The 22,777-nt window shown below is 64.4% G+C and carries 16 protein-coding genes and 1 pseudogene; 9 read left to right on the forward strand and 8 right to left on the reverse strand.

The window, feature by feature from the left end; translation table 11 throughout:
• Positions 1 to 28 precede the first annotated feature (28 nt).
• The gene (locus ABID97_RS05695) at positions 29 to 784 is read left to right on the forward strand and encodes a class I SAM-dependent methyltransferase (RefSeq protein ID WP_354397567.1); all 756 of its coding nucleotides are present in this window, start codon (positions 29 to 31) and stop codon (positions 782 to 784) included.
• 12 nt (positions 785 to 796) lie between these two features.
• Here the strand turns inward: ABID97_RS05695 and ABID97_RS05700 are convergent, their stop codons facing one another.
• Together ABID97_RS05700 and gmd are read right to left on the reverse strand one after the other, a co-directional pair.
• Positions 797 to 1,678 carry a GDP-mannose 4,6-dehydratase gene (locus tag ABID97_RS05700; protein WP_354397568.1) on the reverse strand — a complete coding sequence of 294 codons (882 nt, stop codon included), beginning with the start codon at positions 1,676 to 1,678 and terminating at the stop codon, positions 797 to 799.
• Positions 1,675 to 2,712, reverse strand: a complete 1,038-nt coding sequence (gene gmd / locus ABID97_RS05705; RefSeq protein WP_354397569.1) for a GDP-mannose 4,6-dehydratase — start codon at positions 2,710 to 2,712, stop codon at positions 1,675 to 1,677. The genes ABID97_RS05700 and gmd overlap by 4 nt, the downstream gene beginning before the upstream one ends.
• Positions 2,713 to 3,102: 390 nt before the next feature.
• On the opposite strand from gmd, the gene ABID97_RS05710 reads away from it, so the two are divergent.
• Entirely contained in the window at positions 3,103 to 7,152 is a 4,050-nt protein-coding gene (locus ABID97_RS05710; protein ID WP_354397570.1) for a glycosyltransferase, read from the forward strand.
• A gap of 55 nt (positions 7,153 to 7,207) precedes the next feature.
• Here the strand turns inward: ABID97_RS05710 and ABID97_RS05715 are convergent, their stop codons facing one another.
• From ABID97_RS05715 to ABID97_RS05725, 3 genes are read right to left on the reverse strand one after another with little or no spacing between them, the layout of a single operon-like run.
• Complete coding sequence (locus tag ABID97_RS05715) at positions 7,208 to 7,963, reverse strand: ABC transporter ATP-binding protein (protein WP_354397571.1); 756 nt, start codon at positions 7,961 to 7,963, stop codon at positions 7,208 to 7,210.
• A gap of 3 nt (positions 7,964 to 7,966) precedes the next feature.
• A complete protein-coding gene (locus ABID97_RS05720) occupies positions 7,967 to 8,773 on the reverse strand; it encodes an ABC transporter permease (RefSeq protein ID WP_354397572.1) in 807 nt (268 codons plus the stop codon).
• Positions 8,770 to 10,188 (reverse strand): mannose-1-phosphate guanylyltransferase/mannose-6-phosphate isomerase, encoded by a 1,419-nt coding sequence (locus tag ABID97_RS05725; protein WP_354397573.1) that lies wholly within the window; start codon positions 10,186 to 10,188, stop codon positions 8,770 to 8,772. Before ABID97_RS05725 ends, ABID97_RS05720 begins: the two co-directional genes overlap by 4 nt.
• A gap of 98 nt (positions 10,189 to 10,286) precedes the next feature.
• Between ABID97_RS05725 and ABID97_RS05730 the strand changes: the two genes are divergently transcribed.
• Genes ABID97_RS05730 through ABID97_RS05740 form a run of 3 tightly spaced genes read left to right on the forward strand, consistent with a single transcriptional unit; the run spans position 10,287 to position 14,207 of the window.
• A complete protein-coding gene (locus ABID97_RS05730) occupies positions 10,287 to 12,107 on the forward strand; it encodes a glycosyltransferase family 2 protein (RefSeq protein ID WP_354397574.1) in 1,821 nt (606 codons plus the stop codon).
• Positions 12,104 to 13,108 (forward strand): glycosyltransferase family 2 protein, encoded by a 1,005-nt coding sequence (locus ABID97_RS05735; protein ID WP_354397575.1) that lies wholly within the window; start codon positions 12,104 to 12,106, stop codon positions 13,106 to 13,108. The genes ABID97_RS05730 and ABID97_RS05735 overlap by 4 nt, the downstream gene beginning before the upstream one ends.
• Before the next feature lie 40 nt (positions 13,109 to 13,148).
• Positions 13,149 to 14,207, forward strand: a complete 1,059-nt coding sequence (locus ABID97_RS05740; protein ID WP_354397576.1) for a glycosyltransferase family 2 protein — start codon at positions 13,149 to 13,151, stop codon at positions 14,205 to 14,207.
• Between the two features lie 3 nt (positions 14,208 to 14,210).
• On the opposite strand, the gene ABID97_RS05745 is transcribed toward ABID97_RS05740, so the two are convergent.
• Together ABID97_RS05745 and ABID97_RS05750 are read right to left on the reverse strand one after the other, a co-directional pair.
• A complete protein-coding gene (locus ABID97_RS05745; protein ID WP_354397577.1) occupies positions 14,211 to 16,262 on the reverse strand; it encodes an acyltransferase family protein in 2,052 nt (683 codons plus the stop codon).
• A gap of 82 nt (positions 16,263 to 16,344) precedes the next feature.
• Positions 16,345 to 17,100, reverse strand: coding sequence for a glycosyltransferase family 2 protein (locus tag ABID97_RS05750; RefSeq protein WP_354397578.1), 756 nt, complete (start codon positions 17,098 to 17,100; stop codon positions 16,345 to 16,347).
• Between the two features lie 44 nt (positions 17,101 to 17,144).
• On the opposite strand from ABID97_RS05750, the pseudogene ABID97_RS05755 reads away from it, so the two are divergent.
• Positions 17,145 to 18,243: pseudogene (locus tag ABID97_RS05755) on the forward strand (glycosyltransferase family 4 protein).
• Between the two features lie 58 nt (positions 18,244 to 18,301).
• A complete protein-coding gene (argB, locus tag ABID97_RS05760; RefSeq protein WP_354397579.1) occupies positions 18,302 to 19,195 on the forward strand; it encodes an acetylglutamate kinase in 894 nt (297 codons plus the stop codon).
• A gap of 24 nt (positions 19,196 to 19,219) precedes the next feature.
• Here argB and galE read toward each other — a convergent pair whose 3' ends face one another.
• The gene (galE, locus tag ABID97_RS05765; RefSeq protein WP_354397580.1) at positions 19,220 to 20,239 is read right to left on the reverse strand and encodes a UDP-glucose 4-epimerase GalE; all 1,020 of its coding nucleotides are present in this window, start codon (positions 20,237 to 20,239) and stop codon (positions 19,220 to 19,222) included.
• 124 nt (positions 20,240 to 20,363) lie between these two features.
• On the opposite strand from galE, the gene slmA reads away from it, so the two are divergent.
• Both slmA and ABID97_RS05775 read left to right on the forward strand, forming a co-directional pair.
• Positions 20,364 to 21,017, forward strand: coding sequence for a nucleoid occlusion factor SlmA (gene slmA / locus ABID97_RS05770; RefSeq protein WP_354397581.1), 654 nt, complete (start codon positions 20,364 to 20,366; stop codon positions 21,015 to 21,017).
• 132 nt (positions 21,018 to 21,149) lie between these two features.
• Positions 21,150 to 22,673 carry a catalase gene (locus ABID97_RS05775; protein ID WP_354397582.1) on the forward strand — a complete coding sequence of 508 codons (1,524 nt, stop codon included), beginning with the start codon at positions 21,150 to 21,152 and terminating at the stop codon, positions 22,671 to 22,673.
• The last annotated feature ends 104 nt before the right edge of the window (positions 22,674 to 22,777 follow it).

The raw sequence follows: 22,777 nt of genomic DNA on the forward strand, positions 1-22,777 counted from the left end.
CGGCTTCCAAGTCAAAAACTTCGCTCTTATGCCTATAACAGACCCACGACTTGAGCAGACTGACAAGTCGTTTTGGCACGGATTCACTGAGTTCTACGATACGCACCTGCCCCTGAAGATCGAAGGAAAGATCCTCGAATTCGGAGTGTTCAAGGGAAACTCGATACGCTGGTTGCTGGCTAAGTTTCCCGAGGCCATGATCCATGGCGCAGATATCCTTCCGATTCAGTCTGAGTGGCCCATCGACGCTCGCGTGACCTATCACATGGTCGATCAAGACGACGAGACGCAGGTGAAGAGCCTGCTGGAGCATGTCGGACGCGGTCTGCAACTCGTGATCGAGGATGGGTCCCATTTTCCCAGGCATCAGTCCCGCTGCCTGCGGCTTGGTCTGGATGCTCTTGAGCCGGGCGGGACTTATGTCCTGGAGGACATTCAAACCAGCCACCCTGCCCACAGCCAATACGCCGATGAGTTCGGCACGGCGCTCGGGCAGACCTCGCTTTCTGTGCTGCTTGCCTTTGAGCACCTCAAACGGCGGGGCGAGGCCCTATCTCAATCGACCTTGGCCACTCTGGGCGGAGGAACGCATTTCACCGACGTCGATATCGCGAAGCTGTTCGCGCAGATCGCTTCAATCGATGTCTACAAGCGCGCCACGTTGCCATCGAAGTGCTGGAAATGCGGCTCTTCGGACTACGACTATCACTCGTACCGGTGTGGGTGCGGTGTCGATCTCATCGACGAGGCCGACAGCATGAGCGTGGTGATCAGGAAAGCCTGACCTCGCCGTGTCCTAGGTCTTGATGACGCTGATCGCCGCGGAGGCCAGCATGCGTTGCAAGGTGTCTTCCAGACTCGGTACTTCAAGCGTCGTGCCATGCCGTTGTAGCAGCGTATCGAGCTTGGCCGGGTTGCCGCACAGCCTGTGCACCTCGTTCGCTCTCACGAAAGCCGGGTTGACCTCGATGCGAGGTGTATGACCCGTCATGCGCATGAAGGTGTCGAGTATGTGGCGGAGCGTGTGGGGGCGCCCGGTGCAGATGTTGTAGCTTTCTCCGGGCTCTCCGTGTGCCAACAGCTCCAGATAGGCATCGCAAAGCATCCGCACGTCGTTGAATTCGCGTTCCACATCGAGATTGCCAAGCTCGATGGCGCGCGCGCGCTGCGCGAAGTGGAGCGCGAGCTTGGGGATCAGGAAGCTGGGGCTCTGTCCGGGCCCCGTGTAGTTGAACGGGCGGGCAATGACCAGGTCCAGGCGGCCTTGAAAGGTCCGCGCCATGTATTCCATGGCGAGTTTGCTCATGGCGTAATGATTGACCGGTGCGGGCTGCTGCGTTTCGCTGATCGGCGATGCTTCCGTGTTGCCATAGATGTTGGCGCTGCTGGCCAGAAGCACGCGTCGGGGCTTGGCGGGCAACCTGGCGACTGCATCGAGCAAGTTCGTGGTGCCGACCACATTGACGGCATAGAACGCCGTTTCGTCCGCGTGCCCGACAAAGCTGATTGCCGCCAAATGGACCACTGCATCAGGCGCAACTTCCAGCACCTCCGGGCGAAGCGCCTCATCGTCCATCAGGTCGGAACGCAGCGCAATGACCGAGTGTCCCTTGGAAGATGCGTATTCAATGAAGTGCCGGCCGGTGAATCCCTCGGCGCCCGTGAGCAGGATCCTCAAAACGAGAAGCCCTGTCGATTTCGCCGGAGGTCTGCATCGACCATCATTTGGCAAAGCTCCTCGAGCGTGGTCTTGGGCTCCCAGCCGAGTTGAGCCTTGGCCTTGGCCGGGTTGCCGATCAGCAATTCGACTTCCGCAGGCCGATGGAACTTCGGATTGACACGCATGACAGTCTTTCCGGTCGCGATGTCCACGGCCGATTCGCCTTCGCCGCTGCCCTTGAAGTCCACGGCAATGTCCGCGCCCTTGAAGGCCATGCGCACGAAGTCGCGGACGGTTTCGGTCCGGTTGGTCGCGAGTACATAGGTGTCGGGGGTGTCGACCTGGAGCATGCGCCACATGCCCTCGACATACTCCTTGGCAAAACCCCAATCCCGCTTGGCGTCGAGATTTCCGAGCTCCAGCACGTCGAGCTTGCCGAGCTTGATCTTGGCGACGCTGTCGGTGATCTTCCGGGTCACGAATTCGCGACCGCGAAGTGGGCTTTCGTGATTGAACAGGATGCCGCTGCAGCCGAAGATGTCGTAGCTCTCGCGGTAGTTGATGGTCATCCAGTGGGCATAGAGCTTGGCTACGCCGTAGGGGCTGCGCGGATAAAAAGGAGTGTCTTCCACCTGCGGAATGGCCTGCACCTTGCCGAACATCTCGGAGGTGGACGCCTGGTAGAAGCGGATCTTGGGATTGACGAGGCGAATGGCCTCCAGCAGATGCAAGGCGCCGACACCGGTGATCTGAGCGGTCGCCACCGGCTGGTTGAAGCTCACGCCCACGAAGCTCTGTGCCGCAAGGTTGTAAACCTCGACGGGTTCTGCTTGGCGGAGCAACTCGATCGAACTTCCCAGGTCGGTCAGGTCGTACTCCACAAGGTGGAGGTCAGGGTGGTTCTGAATCCCCAGTTCCTCCATGCGCCAGAAGTTGACGGAACTGGTGCGCCGATAGGTGCCGTAGACGACGTACCCCTTGGCGAGCAGCAACTCGGCCAGGTAAGCGCCATCCTGGCCGGTGATGCCCGTAACTACGGCATGTTTTTTCATGAGAACCTTTTCTGTATTACTGCAAGGCCGCATTGCGCGGAGGCTGGGACCATCCAAGTGACAGTGGACGATCCGCCCGATCGAAGCCGAGATTCTGCCAAATCAGGAAAAGCTACTACGCGGCATATTTGTTACGTAACTTGCCGCGGTGGAGGTACTCAGGTGCTCCGAGGGGGCCGCGGCGGCGCACAGCAACCTGAATTGGTACAAGCGTCACACCAAAGTGCAACATAGTTCAAGATTTGCGTGGCTGAAAGCCAACAGCCTGCAGGGATAATAAATACGCAGGGCGCCGGGCATAGGCCAACAGGCATGTTCGACGCCGGGGAGCCAAGAACTGGCACATCGAGCGGGCAAGCCGACCTAATGCTCCAGATAGACAAAGCAAGTATGAGCGACACACCACGAGACGCAGAAAAACTCGCCGAGGCAGAGCGGCAGATTGCCGCCCTGAAACTGCGCCTGGAGTTGCAGGAGCGACTCGTACTCAGCAGCGGCGATTCGTTCGAGGCGCAGATCGAAGAGGCGAACCAGCGGGCAGCCTTGGCATTGCATCAGCAGAGCGCAGTTCTCAATTCGACCTCCTGGCGGCTGACCGCCCCTTTGCGGAAGGTCTCCGCAGCCATTCCTTCCTCTTGGCGCGGACATCTGCGCCGCGCAGCGAAGGCCACCTGGTGGGTTGCCACGCCCTGGCGGATGCCGCAGCGGCTGCAGTTTCTCAAGGAGCGCCGCAGCACGAACGAGTCGAGCGATTTTCCGTTCCTGCCGGTTGCCGGCACCGATGACGGATCCAGCGCTCAAAAGGCCTACCGCCAATGGATTGCCGAGCACGAACATCGGTCAGCCGCAATCGCCGGCACGTTCGTCACTCCCAAGTTGAGCTTTCTGCTTTGTGCAAGCGGGGCACAGTCGGAGTCGCTGAGCGACACGGTCAAATCGATTCGCGCGCAAGATTTCCCGCATTGGCAGCTCGTCGTCGCGGTCACGAGCGATCACGCGGACGCACTCGACGACGCCTTGCGCGTGCTGCAGGACGAAGAGCCCCGTGTCATCACCGTGCCCGCTGCCGGGATGAACCGCGCCGAGGCGCTTTCTGCTTGCCTTTCGATGGCCGACGGCGATTTCATTGCCGTGCTCGACGCCGGAGACGTGATCGCGCAGGGTGCCGCCATTGAAATCGGCAACGCGCTCATCGAGGCGCCGGCAAGCGATATCGTGTACTGCGACGAGGACGAATGGTCGGTCGAGGGCGGTCGGGCGCGGCCATACTTCAAGCCGGGCTGGTCTCCGGAACTGCTGTATGCCTTCAATTACTTCGGGCGCCTGACGCTGTTGCGTCGGCACCTGGTGGAGGCTGCAGGCGGTGTCGATGCCAATGCCGGCGCCGGTGTGGAGTGGGATCTGAATCTTCGTGCGAGCGACATGGCGCAGACCATCACACGCATCCCCAAGGTGTTGTGCCATCGTTCGGCGGGCAGCCTGCGGGACAGGCCGCCCGCGGAGTCGGCCGAAGCGGTTGCGCATCGCGCGGTGTTGCGCAACTACTGGGCACGCAAGGAGATCGAAGCCTCGGTCCAGACACAGCCCGATGGCACGCAGCATGCAACCTGGGCCATCGACCAGCCGCCGCTCGTCTCGATCGTCATTCCCTCGAAGAACAAGGACCATCTGCTGCGCATGTCGGTGGGCGGGCTGCTGCGAGGCACCTCCTACCCGAACAAGGAAATCATCGTCGTGGACACCGGCTCCACGGAGCCGGAAACGCTGGCGTACTACGCAGAGCTCGCGGCCGAACCCAGCGTTCGAATCGTTCACTTCAACAAGACCTTCAACTACTCCGCTGCCTGCAACCACGGCGCGGCGTTCTCGCGCGGCGAGATCCTGCTGTTCCTGAACAACGACATCGAAATCGTGTCCCCCGACTGGCTCGACGAAATGGTGCGCGTCGCCATGCGGCCAGGTGTCGGCGTGGTCGGTGCCAAGCTGGTCTTTCCATCGGGCGAATTGCAGCACGGTGGCGTGGGGGTCGGCATTCATCTTTGCGGCCTGATGTACCGCAGCGCTGAACGGCTCGGTTGGGGCGTGTTCGGTTCGCCGGACCACGCCCGCAACTGGCTCGCCATCATGGGTGCGTGCCAGATGGTCCGGCGGGACGTGTTCGAGCGCGTCGGCGGATTCGACGAGTCGTACCTCATCGCCATGAGCGACGTCGCACTCTGCCTTCATGTCTGGCGTGCGGGTTACCGCATTGCCTACGTACCGCAGGCGCGCCTGGTACATCATGAAGGCGCGACGCGGGGCAACAGCAATCCCGAAATCGACATGCGCCGTGTGGCCGACGACATTCGCGCCCTGGGCATCGATGAAGACCCCTATCTTCATCCCGAACTGGATGCGAACTACGCCATCCCCGTTCTTCGGCTGGGTGGAGCGCCCACGGTCCGCGAGAAGCTCAGGGCAAGCCTGCGCGAGTTCGGCTCGCCAAGGGCGCAGGTCCAGACGCTCGACCTGTCGAACGACGGCGCTTGCCTGGCGGTCGCCATGCTGCCGCGCGAGAGCGTGGTCTGGACGCCCCAGCCGGTGCATGGCGTGCGCGACGTCTGGTCCGCGGCGCGGTGGTGCCTGGATCTCTTGCGTACTTGTGCCGACGTTCGCTTGCGCTTCCCAGCGGCGCTGACCGAAGGTCCCGACGGTGCGTTTTTCGGTTGGCTGCAAGCAGAGGGTGCAAGCCGTTTCGGGCTTGGCCCCGATGGGCTCGCCGCAATTCGCGCGTTGTGGTCGGAAGACCTGGCGGCTCGGGCGCGGCAGGCATTTCTCTTTCACTCGGAGGTCCGGGCGCTGCTCCCACATGGCTTGCTGCCCATCGGAAAGCGCGACCTGTTCCATTGGTTCATGCAGCATGGCCGGCGGGACGCAAGCTTGCGGCTCGAAGAGATCTGGTGGCTGTTCTGGACCGCCGCCGAAAAGCCGGAAGCTGAACTGGTCAAGGCCTTCGAGTTCACGCCGGAGTGGCAAAAGCTCTATCCAGACGGTTTGACGATTTTTGGCCGCCGCGCCTTTGCCGCATGGTTTCGCGCTCACTACCGCGTGGCCGAGTTGTGGGCCGATCCGGAGCGCTGGGCAGTCGACATTCCGCCCGCGCGTCAGCTTCGATCGGCCTATCGCACGCGCGAGCTTTGGCAGCGCGTGCATCCGGACGCCCTTGACGACCCTCAGTCTGCCGGGGCGCTGATCGACTGGCTCCAGTCGCCCGAAGCCATGCAGCCGAAGGACATACGGGAATGGTGCGCCACGCTCGACAAGGACGCTGTGGCAGCCGAGATGACGTCGCTCGGCGTCAACGTCATTGGCCATTTCTCATATCCGTCGGGTCTTCGCGTTTCGGTGGAAGCGCTGGTCAAGGGGCTGCGACAAGTTGGCGTGCAGACCGCATTGCGCGACCTTCGAACGGACAGGAAGGACGACCCGGTCCACGCCCAGTTCCGCGATTTCGAAGACTTCGAGACGACCATCATCCACACACAACCCGAGCCGTTCTTCAACGAGGCCTATAGCCGCAGCGACTTGAGCGAGCACCCCTCGCGCACCTATCGCATCGCCTATTGGTACTGGGAATTCGACTCGATTCCCGATTCGTGGCTCGACGCGGCCGCGAAGGTCGATGAAGTCTGGACGGCCACCGAATTCGTTGCCAAGGGTCTGCGCGAACGGCTCTCCATTCCGGTGCGCACCATATTCCCAGGTGTTGCGCTGGGCAGCTATCAGCAGCGCGAGCGCAAGTACTTCGGCCTGCAAGACGGAAGCTTCACGTTCCTGTTCACGTTCCACATGATGAGCGTGATGGAGCGGAAAAATCCGCTTGGCCTGATCAACGCGTTCAAGGCTGCATTCACACCGCAGGACGATGTGACGCTGGTGCTGAAGACGTCCTTCGGTGACCGCCACCCAGCCCAATTGCAGGAACTGCGCGCCGCCGCGGCCAACCACAACATCGTGGTGATCGACCAGGTCTACAGCCCCGACGAAGTGCTGTCGCTGATGGACGCGTGCGACGTTTATGTGTCCCTGCATCGCAGCGAAGGGCTGGGCCTCACGATGGCCGAGGCCATGCTGATGGGCAAGCCGGTCATTGCCACCAATTACTCCGGCAACGTCGATTTCATGGGCGAGGAAGACAGTCTGCTCGTACCCTACAAGCTGGTGAAACTCGGTCGCCCGATTCCGCCTTACGACGAAAATCTCGAATGGGCGGAGCCATCGACGGAGCACGCGGCGCAGCTCATGCGCCGACTCTACGAAGACCGCGAATGGGCCAGGCAGATCGGGGCGCGGGGCAAGGCTCGTGCGGCCATCGATCTATCGCTCGAAACCGCGGGCCACAGGGCGGCTGCGAGATTGGCGGAGATCCGGGCATCGCTACGGACGATGCCGAAGGGCTGAAGCCAGCCAGGAGGTTTGCTCAAGGCCACGCACGTGGCCTTGAGGGTGTGGCCGATCAGCCGACCAGTCGCGCGCGTTCCGCCATCAACTCGGCCATCCATTCGTCCATGTCCACCGCTTCGAGCCGGCCATGGCTGAGCTTCACGACCTTGTTGCATTCCTTGGCAATCAGGTCGGGCGAGTGCGAGGCAAGCACCAGAATGCCGGACTTGGACACCACGTCGCGCATGCGCTTCTCGGCTTTTTCCGTGAATTCGGCATCGCCCACCGACAGCCATTCGTCCATCAGCAGGATGTCTGCCTCGACGCTGGTCGAGATGGCGAATGCCAGGCGCATCATCATGCCGGTGGAGTAGGTGCGCACCGGCATGTCGACATACTGGCCGAGCCCGCTGAATTCGCAGATCTCGGGCGTCCGCCGGTCGATTTCCTTCTTGCTCATGCCCATGACGAGGCCGCGCAGCATGATGTTCTCGACGCCGGTTGCATCGACCTCGATGCCGAGCGACGGATCGATCAGGCTCGAAACGCTGCCTTCGCGGCGGAATTCACCGGCCGAAGGCTCGTAGACGCCCGCCAGGGTGCGCAGCAGCGTCGACTTGCCTGCACCGTTGTGGCCGATCAGTCCCAGCCGGTCGCCGCTGCGCAGTTCCAGGTTGATGCCGCTCAAGGCCTGCACGACGGTGACGCCGGTCTCCTTGCCGAAACGTCCGCCCGTGACGGACGCGGCCAAGGTCTTCTTCAGAGACGCCGCGCCCGCACCGTAGATCGGGAAATTGACAGCGACGTTCTTGAGTGAAATGAGTGCCATAAATCAGAGCCAGTAGACAACGCGCCGGCGGTACTTGACGAAGAGCAGCGTGGAGCCCACGACGCTGACGGCCGTCCAGACCAGGATGCCGAGCCAGCTGTGCAGTTCCGCCACGCCGCCCATCAAGGGTGTGCGCAGCAGGTCGAGCATTTGTGCAAAGGGATTCCACAGGATGTACTGGGCGCGCTGCGGCAGGGTTTCCGGCAGCCAGAACACCGGGGTCAGAAACATCAGCATCTGCATGACGCTGGTCACGATCTGGGTCACGTCGCGAAAACGCGTGCAGATGAGCCCCAGAAGCAGCCCGAGCGCATGTGCATTGACGATCGCGATCAACATCGCGGGGAATATCAGCAGCGCCGACCACGAAAGCGAAATGCCCGCCCACAGCGCCACCGGGATATACAGAACAATCTGGTGTGCGAACTGGATCAGGTTGCGCGCGATGCTTCGCCAGACGAAAAGGCTGATCGGGAAGTAGCCCTGCTTCAGGTAATTGGACGAGCCCACGAACGCGTTGCACGCCTCGGAGACCACGCTGGCAAAGAAGCCCCAGAAGATGATCCCGAGTGCAAGGTGCGGAAAGAACTTGGACAGTTCCGTGCCGAAGAGCGAGCTGTAGAGCGGGCCCATGCCGCCGATCATGGCGCCCATGCTCAGCGTGAGCCAGATCGGTCCGAGCATCGAACGCCGGTAGCGCAGCACGATGTCGAACCACGCCAGGGTCCACCAGATGTCGGTGCGGCGCGTGCCCTCCCACCAGTCGGACAGGGCGCTACGGTGGAGGTTGGAGTGAATTTCTTGGGTCATGTGCGTCCGTAGGTGTCTGCGAGCCTGACGATATCGTCCTCGCCAAGGTAAACACCGCACTGGACTTCGATGAGCACCAATAGATCTTCGCCGATGTTGGTCAAACGATGTTTCTCCTTCAATGGGATGTGGCGGTATTGGCCCGGCCCGGTGACATGTTCGATGTCGCCGATCTGGACGATGCCTCGCCCTTGCACCACCACCCAATGCTCGGCGCGCTGGTGGTGATACTGCAAAGACAGCGATTCTCCGGGTTTGACCGTGATTCGCTTGACCTTGTAGCCGTCTTCTTCCTTGAGTGTTGCGTACGTGCCCCATGGCCGGTGCACCACCGAGGGCAGGTGAACCGCCTCGTGCTTGCGCGACTTGAGCGTGTCGACGACTTTCTTGACTTCCTGGGCGCTGTTCTTGTGGGCAACGAGCAGTGCGTCGGGCGTGTCGACGATGACGAGGTCGTGTACCCCCAGCGTTGCCACCAGCTTCGGAATGTGGCTGTCGACCTGGACATGAGTGCCCGTGGTGTCGATGGCCACGACGTCCGAGGGCATGGTGTTGCCGCTCGCATCGGGTGGCTGGGCCTTTGCCACTGCGGGCCAGGACCCGACGTCGCTCCAATGGAACTTGGCGGGCACGACATGCACGTTCTCGGCAGGCTCCATCACTGCATAGTCGATGCTGATGTCGGGCTGGAGTCCGAAGTCGTGCAGGCCGAACTGGATCATGTTGCCGTCGTGAGCCGCGCTGCGCAGCGCCTTCCTGGCGGCCGCCAGCAGTTCGGGTGCGTGCTTCTCGAAGGCCGCCAATATGGCGTCCGCCGTGAAGCAGAACATCCCGCTGTTCCAGTAGTAGCGTCCGGTTGCCAGGTATTCCTGGGCGGTCTCGAGATCAGGCTTCTCGACGAAGCGCTTGGCCGGCTGGCTCGACCGCGAGGCCTGGGCCACCTCGATGTAGCCGAAGCCGGTGTCCGGACTCGTCGGGCTGATGCCGAAGACGACCAGCGCGCCCTGGGTGGCGAGTTTGAAGGCCTGGCTGGCACTGGCGACGAAGGCCTCGACGTCGGGCACGAGGTGATCGGCCGACAGCACCAGCATCACGGTATCGCCGCCGAATTTCTCGATGCACTGGAGCGCCGCGAGTGCAATGGCCGGGCCGGTGTTGCGGCCCTTCGGCTCGAGAAGCAGCGTGGCGTCCGGCGGGTCGGACATTTGTCCGAGCACGTCCTTCGTCAGGAAGAGATGGTCCTTGTTCGTAACGATCATCAGGTCGCCGGTGCCGCAGGCCTGGCCGCGTTCGATGGCCTGCTGCAGCAGCGTCGAGCCGCCAAGCTTCATGAACGGTTTTGGAAACGCCTGCCTCGACGCTGGCCAGAGTCGGGAGCCTGCCCCCCCCGAGAGCACAACTGAAAGGACGCGCATTTTTTATAGGAGTGTGAAGAAGAGGATAATTTTACCGGCTCCGGTTTCAGGGGCCGGTAACCAGTGGAAGCCGCTATCTTTCGTGATGATCCCGAGCAATGTCCAGTAAGCCCACGCTGCCAGCCGCGCGGCCCCATTCCCGTCCACGGGGGCTTGAAGGCGGTTCGAGCAGCGCGCAGCTCCAGCGCCGCATTGCCTTGCTCGAGCACGAGGCCCAAGCGCTGGAAGCGCAAATCCATGGCATGCAGCGTTCCACCAGTTGGCGAATCACGGCGCCCTTGCGTTGGATGAGCGGGTGCGTTCAACGCATTGTGCGTGGTGCGCCCAACCCGCCGAACGTGGAGCGGGGAGACTACACCGATTGGATCGAGCGCTATGACAGGCCCGCCGCCGGCGAATACGACCGCTTGCGCAAAGAGGTCGATGCCTGGCCGAAGCGCCCGCGCCTGCTGCTGCTGCACGAGGGCGAACTGGACGTGCGCTTCCTCGATGCACAGGCCTATCCATGCTGGACGCAGCGGCGCATCGAAACATCGCCAGAGGCCTTCGCAGCCGCGGCATCCGCCGATTGGGTCGTCTGGCTCGAGGCCGGTTGCATCTTGCCGCCGCACGCTCTGTACACGATCGCCCAGCAGATCGCCGCCCATCCCCAGGCGCGCCTGATTTATGCCGATGAGGACGAACTGGATGCGAGCGGACAGCGCATCCAACCATTTTTCAAGCCCGACTGGAATCCGGACCTTTTTCTCGGACGCAATCTTTTTTCGCCGTGGGTCGCCATCGAGGCGGGTCTGTTCGATCAGGTCGGCGGGGTTCAGATGGCGCCATCGGCCGCTGCGCGCGGCCTCGACCTTGCGTTGCGGTGCATGGAGCGCGTGCGGGGCGACCAGATCCTGCACATTCCGCGCGTGCTCGGGCACCGCCGAATCGCCACAGCCGGGATAGCTGAAGCAGCCAGGGGCGGCACGGAAGGCGTCCTCGCGCTCAACGCGCATTTCGAGCGCACCGGCATTGCAGCGACCGCCGAGGTCGCGCCATTCGGCTATCGCACACGCTATGCATTGCCGGCGATGCCGCCGCTGGTTTCGCTGGTCATCCCCACGCGCAATGCGTTGCCGCTGGTGCGGCAGTGCATCGAGAGCATCGTGCTCGAGACCGACTACCCCCGCTACGAGATCCTGCTGGTCGACAACGGCTCGGACGATCCCGAGGTGCTGGCTTATTTCGCCGAACTCGATGCGCAGCCCGGCATCACGGTGATCCGGGACGAACGCCCGTTCAACTATTCGGCGCTGAACAATGCAGCCGTTGCACGCGCGCGGGGAGAGCTGGTGGCGCTCCTCAACAACGACATCGAGGTCGTCTCGCCCGACTGGCTTTCGGAGATGGTGTCGATCGCCCTGCAGCCCGGCGTCGGCGCGGTGGGCGCGAAGCTGCTCTATCCCGACTTGACGGTCCAGCACGGCGGCGTGGTTCTCGGCGTCGGCGGCATTGCCGGCCACGCGCACAAGCATCTTGCCCGCTCGGATCCGGGCCACGGAGGGCGGGCGCAGCTCATGCAGTCCTTCAGCGCGGTGACGGCGGCATGCCTGGTGGTGCGCAAGTCGCTCTACGAGCAGGTCGGCGGACTCGACGAGGCGCACCTGGGCGTTGCCTACAACGACGTCGATTTCTGCCTGCGCCTGCGCCAGGCGGGCCTGCGCAACGTCTGGACGCCCTGGGCCGAGCTGCTGCACCATGAATCCGCCTCGCGCGGCCTCGAAATGGCGGCCGAGTCACGCAGCCGGTTGGCGGCCGAGGCGGCGATCATGCAGGGCCGCTGGGCTCCGTTGATTGCGCACGATCCCGCCTACAACCCCAACCTGACACTCGATACCGAGGACTTCGATCTCGCGTGGCCGCCGCGCATGCCTCCATGAACACCGCCCATTCCCTCCAGATTTCCGTTGCCCTCTGCACGCACAACGGCGCGCGCTTCCTGCGAGAACAGGTGCGCAGCATCTGCCTGCAGACCCTCCCGCCAACGGAAATCGTGCTGTCCGACGATGCCTCGCAGGACGGCTCGGTCGATGTGGTTCGCGCGGCGATCGCCGAATGCGCCGCCGAGCGGCCGGGCCATCCGGTGGCGCTGCGCGTGTTCGAGAACGCCAAGCCCCTGCGCGTGGTCAAGAACTTCGAGCAGGCAATCCGGGCCTGCACCGGCGCGCTGATCGCGCTGAGCGACCAGGACGATGTGTGGATGCCCGAGCGGCTCGCACAAATGGCAATGAAGTTCCAGCAGGACGAAAGCCTGTTGCTGCTGCATACAGACGCGCGCCTGGTCGATGCCAACCGGAACGACCTGAAGCAGTCGTTGTTCCATGCGCTCGAAGTCACCCCGTCGGAACTCGAGCGCATCCACGGCGGGCGTGCGTTCGACGTGTTCCTGCGCCGGAACCTCGTGACCGGCGCGACGACGGTGTTTCGGCGCACGCTGCTGCCGGACGCCTTGCCCTTGCCGGTCGAATGGGTGCATGACGAGTGGCTGGGCATCGTGGCGTCCGCGGTGGGCCGCGTGGACTTGCTGGAGCAGCCGCTCATCGAGTACCGCCAGCATGAATCCAACCAGATCGGCGCGCGGCGCGACACCTTTTTCGGCAAGGTCCGCAAGGCCCTCGCATCCAGGGGAAACACGCACGTCGAGCGCACCGTCAAGGCCGAGCTTCTTCTTGCGCGGCTCCTGCAGCTTGGCGACCGGGTGTCGCCTGACATCCTTGCCAAGGTGCGCGGCAAGATTGAGCACCAGCGCTTCAGGGCCGCCCTGCCGGCATCGCGGCTCGCGCGCTGCGTGCCGGTGCTGCGCGAAGCCATGACGGGCCGTTACGACAAGTTCGGCCGTGGCGTGCGTGGCGTGGTTCGCGATCTTTTCGAATCTGTGTAGGCTCCTGCCCCACTGATCCAAGCCAAGCCAGATAAAAACAATGACCCTGCCGACACCTCCTGCCGCACCCGCCGCCGACCGCACGTTTCCATGGCCGAGCGTCGTGGTGATCATCCCGTTCTACAACGGCGCCGATTTCATCGAGCGTTCCGTGCGCAGCGTGTTCGAGCAATCGGTCCCCGCGGCGGAAGTGATCGTCGTCAACGATGGCTCGCGCCCCGAGGAGCGCGCCGCGCTCGACGCGCTGGTGCAGCGCTACCCGTTTCGCATCATCGACAAGGAAAACGGAGGGCAGGGCTCCGCACGCAACGCCGGCGTGGCGGCTTCCACCTCCGACTTCATCTGTTTCCTGGACCAGGACGATTTCTACCTGCCCAACCACATCGAGACGCTCGCATCGTCGATTCCCCACGGCGACGGGCTGTTCGGTTTTGTCTACGCCGACCTGTACGAGGCCGACGCCGACGGCAACGTGGTTCGCACCGGCGTCGTCAAGGAGCATGCGACCCATCCCAAGCAGAACATCAACGACCTGCTGCGGCACGACATGTTCGTGCTGCCCTCGGCCACGCTGATCAGCCGCAAGGCCTTCGAGGCCGTCGGGGGCTTCGATTCGCAGTTCATGGGCTTCGAAGACGACGACCTCTTCCTGCGCGTGTTCCGCAAGGGCTTCAGCAACCACTTCGTCGACCAGGCCGTCACGGTCTGGTGCATCCATACGGCCAGCACGTCGTTCGGCATCCGGATGATCCGCAGCCGCTTCAAGTATTTCAAGAAGCTGGTGCAGATGTTTCCCGACGAGCACCAGCGCGGCCGCTACTACTTTCGCGATTGCCTGGTTCCGCGCTTCCAGCCGTATTTCGTCAACCATGCGATCGAATCGATCAAGAACGACGACCAGTACCGGGAAGAGATGAGCGCGATCCTCTTCGAGTACGGTGCGATGGTGCTGGCCAACCCCTACGTGGGCCGCAAGAAGAAGCTGCGCCTGCGGCTCACGCTGTTCCTGCTGCGGCACAGCTCGCCGGGGCTGGTGCGCCTGGTGGGCGCCGTCACGCGCCTCCCTGGCATCCGGAGCCTGCGCAAGCTCTATTCCTGAAGCCTAGCGCGACGGGGGCGGAGGCGCCGCACCAGTTTGCGGCGGCTTCTGCGTGCTCATCGCCACGTCGATGTACGTCGCGAACTTGCGCACGTACTCGGCCCGCAAGTGTCCCGCGTCCTTGTAGATGGGCGTGGCATCGGCATCCGCCCGGGTGCATTGGTCGCCCCTGCAAAGGGTCGGGATGGGGTCGATCACGATCGCCCCGCTCCGGATCGCGATCTGGCGCATGCGTTCGTGGAGTGCCTTCTGCGCCGGCACCCATGGCGTCGTCGGCGACATCTGCGCAACGCTCATGTTGCCCAGCCGGCCTCCCTTGATGAATTCCTCGGGCCCGTAGCCTTCGCCCACCGGGTTGTCCAGCACCAGGTACACCTGCTTGTGCTTGGCTAGGTTCGTCATCACGGCTTCGAGCATGTTGAGCGCAAAGTCCACGCCGCCGCCGCCCATGAAGCGCCGCCGGGTCTTGCCGTCGGAGTAGTAGTAGCGGTCCGCCTCGGCATTGGCGGCATTCGCCTTGCCCGTTTCGGAGAAGTAGCAGTTCCAGCAGCCGCCGAACACCACCGCATCGAACTTGTCGCTGATGGCCAGCCGCATGGCGCCGTCGCGGCGCTCGCCGCACAGGTTGTTCTTTTCGTCGACCACGTTGGGAATGGGCGGGCAGGCGCCCCAGGTGGCGAACGAGATGGAGTCGAGCGTGTCGGGCGCGATCTTGGCCAGTTCCACCGCGCGCGGGCCGTATTGCTCGATGTGGCTGTCGCCGAAGAACAGCACCCGGCGCTTGCCGTGGCCGATCTGCTGCAGCACCTCGCCATCGACCTTGATGGGGCTCAGCCCGTCGGGGTAGCCCCAGTCCTTGGCGGCCGCGGCGGTCTTGTTGAAGTAGGGATCGCTATGGCGCCCCACGTAGTAGCGCGTGGCCGCCAGGGTGCCCAGCACGACGAAGCCCACCATCACGGCCACCAGCACCGGGACCACCGCGTTGTTCTCGCTTCGGCGCAACCCGCGCTCGACAAAGCGGTAGGTGAGCCAGGCCAGCACGAAGGCCGCCAGCAGCATCAGCGCGCGCAGGCCATTGGAGGGTACATCGCCCTCGACGATGCGTGCGTAGACCAGCAGGGGCCAGTGCCACAGGTAGAGCGGGTAGCTGATCAGGCCGACCCACACCATCGGCTTGGAGGCGAGCACGTAGCGGTTGAGCACGCCGGTCGGGCCGGCCGCGATGCAATAGAACGCCCCCAGCGTGGGCAGGATGGCCCAGAAGCCCGGAAACGCCTTGCCGCCGCGGATGTAGGCCAGCCCGAGGCCGATCAGCACGAGACCGGCAATCGATTGGGCATGGCGTCCCCAGCCCGGCTTGGGCAGTGGCCGGTGCAGCCGCATGTATGCCAGCATGCCGCCGATCATCAGCTCCCAGAAACGCGACAGCGGCGAATAGAACGCGGCCGTGCGGTGGCTGTGGATGGTCGAGACATTGAGCAGGAACGACATGGCCGCCACGATGCCCACCACCGCGAGCACGCGCCACTTGCGCTTCCACGCCAGGCCGATCAGCACGGGCCAGAAGATATAGAACTGTTCCTCGATGGCCAGCGACCACAGGTGGAGCAGCGGCTTGGTCTCGGCCGCGTTGTCGAAGTAGCCGGCTTCGTTCCAGAACGCGAAGTTCGAGACAAAGCCCGCGCCCGCGGCCACGTGCTTGCCGAGCTGCTCCCATTCGTTCGGCAGCAGCGAATACCAGCCGAAGGCAAAGGTGGCCGCCAGCACCAGCACCAGCGCCGGGAAGATGCGCTTCACGCGGCGCGCGTAGAACTCGCGGTAGCTGAACCCGTCGCCCTCGAAGCTCCCCAGGATGATCGTGGTGATCAGGAAACCCGAGATGACGAAGAAGATGTCCACGCCGATGAAGCCGCCCTTGATCCACTGCGGAAACGCGTGGTAGCCGAGCACCGAAAGCACGGCGACGGCGCGCAGGCCGTCGATGTCGGGTCGGTATTTGGGGTGAACCAGGTGGGCGTGTTCCTGCGGGGATGTCGGGCTGCTGGTGGTCGTCATCGTCGTCGTGTGGGAGGGAAAAGCGGCTTGGCTCCGGCTTCCCGGCCCCGGATTGTCTTCGCAAACGCAAAAAGCGCCTTTATCAGGACTGGCGGGGTCGTGCCCGCAGGTAGCGCCAGAACACCGCCGAGCTCCACACCTTCAGCAGGCTGGTCACGTGCCAGTACAGGTGCTTCCTGCTGCTGCGGCTGGCGCGCTGGGCCTCGTGGCGCGCGAGCAGGTCTTCGCCCACCTGCAGCTGCCAGCCGGCGAGCCGCGTCCGGGCGCAGATGTCGAAATCCTCCCCGTACATGAAGAAGCGCTCGTCGAAGCCGCCGATCTCGCGGTAGGCACGGCTTCGAAACAGCATGAACAGGCCCGGGATCCAGTCGGGGACCGCGGGGCGTGCATAGCCGGGCTTGCGCCGGGTGACGATTTCCAGCGGCGTGATGATCGCGCGGTGCTGCTCGGGGGTGCTCTTGCCCGGCTCGAGGATGCGCGGCGTCAACAGGCCGGCGTCGGGCCGGGCCTGTGCGACCAGCGGGGCCAGCACGTCGCCATCCAGCCGGATGTCCGGGTTCAGCACCAGGAACCAGGGCGTTTCGCAATGCCCGAACGCCTGGTTGTGGTTGGCCCCGAACCCCTTGGGGCTCGCGTTGTCGATCCGCTCGACGGCAAACCCCCATGTCCGGCCGGCCAGCAGGTCGGGTTCGGGGATGTTGATCGTGAGCACCACCTTGGCCGTCGAGCTGCGGCTGAAGCGGTCGAGTTGCTCGAGCAGCGGCAGCACCAGCGCGAGCTGGCCGTGGCTGACGATCGAAACGGTGATCGGGGGTTGGAAGGGGGAGGGCGCTGGCATGGTCTAATTTCGCTCGGGAATTCTAGGGTTCCCGACACCCACACATGATTGCTCTGATCGTCATCAGTTTTTTCGTCTCGGCCTTCGCGGTCCAGCTGTTCATGCGCCGCGCGCGCCGGCATGCGCGGCTCTACGGCACCGACATGCCCCAGCGCTTCCACAAGGGCCACGTGCCGCGGCTCGGCGGGGCAGGCATCCTGCTCGGCATGGGCGCGGCGTGGCTGGCCTCGGGCATCACGGGCAGCGATCCGTTCAACGTGTCGTGGCCGGTCAAGACCTCGATGCTCACGCTGCTGTGCATTGCACCCGCCGTGCTCGCGGGCATTGCCGAAGACGTGACGCAGAACGTCCGGGTGCGCTACCGGCTCGGGCTCACCATCGGCTCCGCGCTGCTGGCGTGCTGGGTGCTGGGGCTCAGCCTGTCGCGAACGGGCATCGGGGCGGTCGATGGCTGGCTGGCCATGGTGCCGTATGGCGCCGTGCTGTTCGCGGCCCTGGCCATCGGCGGCCTGCCGCATGCCTTCAACATCATCGACGGCTACAACGGGCTGGCGGGCACCGTGGCGGTGCTGGTCTGCCTGGCCATCTCGCACGTGGCGCTGCAGGTGGGCGACCGCCAGCTCGCGGCGATGATGGTGTGCCTGGTCGGCGCGACCGTCGGCTTCCTGATCTGGAACTATCCGCGCGGCAAGATCTTCGCCGGCGACGGCGGGGCCTACGTCTGGGGCATGGTCATCGCCGTGGCCTGCGTGACGCTGGTGCAGCGGCACCGCGTGGTGTCGCCATGGTTTCCGATGCTGCTGCTGATCTACCCGGTCTGGGAGACGCTGTTTTCCATCTACCGCAAGCTGGCGCGCGGGCAGTCGCCCGGCACGGCCGATGCGTTGCACTTTCACCAGCTGATCTTCCGCCGCATCGTGCGGGTGGCCTTTGCCGACGACGAGGCGCGGCAATTGCTCGCTCGCAACAACCGGACCTCGCCGTATCTCTGGATGTTCGCGGCGCTGTCGGTGGTGCCGGCGCGTGCTGTTCTGGAACAACACCATCGTGCTCATGCTGTTCTGCCTGCTGTTCGTCACCACCTACGTCGGCGCGTACCTCATGATCGTGCGCTTCAAGGTGCCACGCTGGCTGCGCCCCTGACCGCACTTTCTTTGCGAGAATTTCTCCCATCGTCCTTCGCTTTGGAGCCTGACCGCCCATGACCGACCCCGTCCTCAACATTCCCCCGCGCGACAAGGCCGAGATCCTGGCCCAGGCCCTGCCCTACATCCGCAAGTTCCACGGCAAGACCATCGTCATCAAGTACGGCGGCAACGCCATGACCGACCCGGCCCTGCAGGCCGACTTTGCGGAAGACGTGGTGCTGCTCAAGCTGGTCGGCATGAACCCCGTGGTGGTGCACGGGGGCGGCCCCCAGATCGAGGCGGCGCTCAACCGCCTGGGCAAGAAGGGCAGCTTCATCCAGGGCATGCGCGTGACCGATGCCGAAACCATGGAAGTGGTCGAGTGGGTGCTCGCCGGCGAAGTGCAGCAGGACATCGTGGGCCTGATCAACCAGGCCGGCGGCAAGGCCGTGGGCCTCACGGGGCGCGACGGCGGCATGATCCGCGCGCAAAAGCTCAAGATGGCGGACCGCGCCGATCCCAACCTGCAGCATGACGTGGGCCAGGTGGGCGACATCGTCTCCATCGACCCCAGCGTGGTGAAGGCGCTGCAGGATGACGCCTTCATCCCCGTGGTCAGCCCGATCGGCTTCGGCGAGGAGAACGAGAGCTACAACATCAATGCCGACGTCGTCGCCGGCAAGCTGGCCACCGTGCTCAAGGCCGAGAAGCTCATGCTGCTGACCAACACGCCCGGCGTGCTCGACAAGAACGGCAATCTGCTCACCAACCTCAGCGCGCGCGAAATCGACGACCTGTTCGCCGACGGCACCATCTCGGGCGGCATGCTGCCCAAGATCGAAGGCGCGCTCGATGCCGCCAAGAGCGGCGTGAACGCGGTGCACATCATCGACGGCCGCGTGCCCCACGCCATGCTGCTCGAGATCCTGACCGACCAGGCCTACGGCACGATGATCCGCGCCCGCTGAGCGCGCGCGGGCTCTGCCGGGCCGCTACTGGTAGCCGTTCGGATTGCCCTGCTGCCAGCGCCAGCTGTCCGCGCACATCTGGTCGAGCCCGCGCCGCGCGCGCCAGCCCAGGGTCGCCGCTGCCAGCGATGGATCGCCCCAGTACGCGGGCACGTCGCCGGGACGCCGCGGGCCGACCTCATACGCCAGCGGCCGCCCGCTCGCGCGCTCGAAGGCGTGCACCACCTCGAGCACCGAGGCGCCATGGCCCGTGCCGAGGTTCAGCGTGACCAGGCCCGCCTGTTTTTCCGCATGCCGCAAGGCCGCGACATGACCCTCGGCCAGGTCCATCACATGCACGTAGTCGCGCACGCCGGTGCCATCGGGCGTCGGATAGTCGTTGCCGTGGATGAGCAGCTTGTCGCGCTGCCCCACCGCCACCTGGCACACGAAGGGCATCAGGTTGTTCGGCTTGCCGTGCGGGTGCTCGCCGATGAGCCCGCTCTCGTGCGCGCCTACCGGATTGAAGTACCGCAGCAGGGCAATGCGCCAGCCCGGTTGCGCATGGTGCAGGTCGGCCAGCGCTTCTTCCACCATGCGCTTGGAGCGGCCATAGGGATTCGCCGGCCGGCAGGGTGCGTCTTCGGGAATCGGCGAGTGGTCGGGCTCACCGTACACCGTGGCCGACGACGAGAAAATCAATGTGTGGACGCCGGCCTGCTGCATGGCTGCGGCGAGCACCAGGCTGCCGTGCACGTTGTTGTCATAGTAGGTGAGCGGGTCGGCCACCGAATCGCCGACGGCCTTGAGGCCCGCGAAGTGGATCACGGCCGAGAAGCGCTCCCCGGCCAGCACCCGGTCCAGCAGCGCCTTGTCGCGCACGTCGCCCTCGATCAGCCGCGGCGCACTGCCCGTGATCCGGCGCAGCCGATCCAGCACACGGGCGTCGCTGTTGCCCAGGTTGTCGAGAATGACCGGTGTGTATCCGGCGGCCGCCAGCGCCACGCATGTGTGGCTGCCAATGAAGCCTGCCCCGCCGGTCACCAGAACGCTGCTTTGGACCATGTGGACTCTTTCTTCTGTTTGCAGGACCTGATTCTGTACGAGCTTTCCCGGGGCTGGTTTGCACGCGCTTACTGCGAGCGGCCCTGTGCGAGAATCAATTGATTACATCTTTGCACGCGCTTCCATGCAGAACGATGAGACAGGCTACCCCGGCGTAGAAACCTCGACGGAGACGCCGACCACAGCAGCTCCGGCGCGAAAGCGTCCCAAGCCGGGAGAGCGGCGCGTGCAGATCCTGCAGGCGCTGGCCGCCATGCTCGAGCAACCCGGCGCCGAGCGTGTGACGACCGCGGCACTGGCCGCGCGGCTGGATGTGAGCGAGGCCGCGCTCTACCGCCACTTTGCCAGCAAGGCCCAGATGTTCGAGGGCCTGATCGACTTCATCGAGCAGAGCGTCTTCACGCTGGTGAACCAGATCCTCGAACGCGAAGGCGCCACGGGGGCCCAGCAGGCGGCTCGGATCCTCACGCTGCTGGTGCAATTTGCCGAGCGCAATCCGGGCATGACGCGCGTCATGGTGGGCGACGCGCTGGTGTTCGAGAACGAGCGGCTCCAGCAGCGCATGAACCAATTCTTCGACAAGATCGAAGCCACGCTGCGGCAGGTGCTTCGCGGTGCCGCCAGCGCGGACGGCTCCACCACCCCGACGGTGGACGCCCAGGTGCGCGCCGCCGCACTCACGGCCTTCGTGGTCGGCCAGCTGCAGCGCTTCGCGCGCTCGGGCTTCCGCCGCGCGCCTTCGGAGCACCTCGAAGCCACGATCGCGCTGATCGTCTAGGCCGCGCGGCGGGACGGCGGGGCGGGGCAGGCGGACCGGACGCCTATCGAGGCGATAGTCCGATGTGATGCCGCAATGCTGCATCCATTGGGAGAATGCATGGGCTTCGACAACCAAGAGGAAAGCCCACCCATGACTGACTCCCGCAAACTCACCACCGAAAACGGCGCGCCCGTCGAGAACAACCAGCAGTCGCAGACCGCCGGCGTGAACGGCCCTGTGCTGATGCAGGACCACCACCTGATCGAGAAGCTGGCCCGCTTCGACCGCGAGCGCATCCCGGAGCGCGTGGTGCATGCGCGGGGGTCGGGCGCCTTCGGCACTTTCGAGGTGACGGCCGACGTATCCAGATGGACCAAGGCCCGGTTCCTCGGCCAGGTCGGCAAGAAGACCGAAGTGCTGGCGCGCTTCTCAACGGTGGCGCTGGAGCTCGGCTCGGCCGACACCGTGCGCGACCCGCGCGGCTTTGCGCTCAAGTTCTATACCGAAGAGGGCAACTACGATCTCGTCGGCAACAACACGCCGGTCTTCTTCATCCGCGATCCGCTCAAGTTTCCCGACTTCATCCATTCGCAGAAGCGCGACCCCTACAGCCACGTGCAGGAGCCCAACAACGCCTGGGACTTCTTCTCGCATTCGCCCGAAGCCACGCACCAGTTCACCTGGCTGTTCGGCGACCGCGGCATTCCCAAAAGCTACCGCCACATGGATGGCTTCGGCTCGCACACCTTCCAGTGGGTGAACGCCCAGGGCGAGGCTTTCTGGGTCAAGTACCACTTCAAGACCAACCAGGGCATCGAAACCTTCGTGGCCGAAGAGGCGCAGCGCGTGGGCGGCGAGAACCCCAACCACCACCACCTCGACCTGCTGCACTCCATCGAGCGCGGCGAGTTCCCGAGCTGGAAGGTGCAGGTCCAGATCATGCCGGTGGCCGAAGCGCAGACCTACCGCTTCAACCCCTTCGACCTGACCAAGGTCTGGTCGCACAAGGACTACCCGAAGATCGACATCGGCATCCTCACGCTGGACCGCAACCCCGACAACTACTTTGCCGAGATCGAGCAGGCCGCGTTCAACCCGGCCAACTTCGTGCCCGGCATCGGTCCTTCGCCCGACAAGATGCTGCAGGGGCGCCTGTTCAGCTACGGTGACACCCAGCGCTACCGCCTCGGCATCAACCACACGCAGCTGCCGGTGAACCGCCCGCACGCGACCACGGCGCAGAACTATGGCCGCGACGGCGCCATGCGCGGCGACGGCAACGGCGGCCGCGGCCCCAACTACGAGCCCAACAGCTTCGGCGATGCGCCCAAGCAAAGCAACGAGCCGGTCTACGCACCGCTGGAGATCCATGGCTGGACCGGCAGCCACCAATGGCAGAAGCACCCCGAGGACAACGACTTCGTGCAGGCCGGCGACCTGTACCGCCTGATGGACGAAGCGGCGAAGGAGCGGCTCATCAGCAGCATCGCGGGCGGCTTGGGCGCGGTCACGCGGCAGGACATCATCGACCGCGCGGTGAGCTACTTCCGCCAGGCCGACGCCGACTACGGCGCGCGGCTCGACAAGGCCATCGCGGCCGTGCAGGCCAGGCTCAAGGGCGAGGAAGTGAGCGTGCAGGTCGGCAAGCCGGCGCACGACGCGAGCCGCAGCTGACGGGCAGCGGCCGGAGGGTACCCAGGCGATAGCGCGGCACCGGGGGCGCCGCACTCGACTTGCTTCCTTTCGAAGCGTAGGATCGGCGCCCCTTGCCGCTGAGT

This window comes from Variovorax sp. OAS795, assembly GCF_040546685.1.
Classification (GTDB): domain Bacteria; phylum Pseudomonadota; class Gammaproteobacteria; order Burkholderiales; family Burkholderiaceae_C; genus Variovorax.

Coding starts and splice junctions, on each gene's coding strand:
- ABID97_RS05695 (WP_354397567.1), top strand. CDS start 29: ATGCCTATAACAGACCCACGACTTGAGCAGACTGACAAGTCGTTTTGG.
- gmd (WP_354397569.1), bottom strand. CDS start 2,712: ATGAAAAAACATGCCGTAGTTACGGGCATCACCGGCCAGGATGGCGCT.
- ABID97_RS05710 (WP_354397570.1), top strand. CDS start 3,103: ATGAGCGACACACCACGAGACGCAGAAAAACTCGCCGAGGCAGAGCGG.
- ABID97_RS05715 (WP_354397571.1), bottom strand. CDS start 7,963: ATGGCACTCATTTCACTCAAGAACGTCGCTGTCAATTTCCCGATCTAC.
- ABID97_RS05720 (WP_354397572.1), bottom strand. CDS start 8,773: ATGACCCAAGAAATTCACTCCAACCTCCACCGTAGCGCCCTGTCCGAC.
- ABID97_RS05725 (WP_354397573.1), bottom strand. CDS start 10,188: ATGCGCGTCCTTTCAGTTGTGCTCTCGGGGGGGGCAGGCTCCCGACTC.
- ABID97_RS05730 (WP_354397574.1), top strand. CDS start 10,287: ATGTCCAGTAAGCCCACGCTGCCAGCCGCGCGGCCCCATTCCCGTCCA.
- ABID97_RS05735 (WP_354397575.1), top strand. CDS start 12,104: ATGAACACCGCCCATTCCCTCCAGATTTCCGTTGCCCTCTGCACGCAC.
- ABID97_RS05740 (WP_354397576.1), top strand. CDS start 13,149: ATGACCCTGCCGACACCTCCTGCCGCACCCGCCGCCGACCGCACGTTT.
- ABID97_RS05745 (WP_354397577.1), bottom strand. CDS start 16,262: ATGACGACCACCAGCAGCCCGACATCCCCGCAGGAACACGCCCACCTG.
- ABID97_RS05750 (WP_354397578.1), bottom strand. CDS start 17,100: ATGCCAGCGCCCTCCCCCTTCCAACCCCCGATCACCGTTTCGATCGTC.
- argB (WP_354397579.1), top strand. CDS start 18,302: ATGACCGACCCCGTCCTCAACATTCCCCCGCGCGACAAGGCCGAGATC.
- galE (WP_354397580.1), bottom strand. CDS start 20,239: ATGGTCCAAAGCAGCGTTCTGGTGACCGGCGGGGCAGGCTTCATTGGC.
- slmA (WP_354397581.1), top strand. CDS start 20,364: ATGCAGAACGATGAGACAGGCTACCCCGGCGTAGAAACCTCGACGGAG.
- ABID97_RS05775 (WP_354397582.1), top strand. CDS start 21,150: ATGACTGACTCCCGCAAACTCACCACCGAAAACGGCGCGCCCGTCGAG.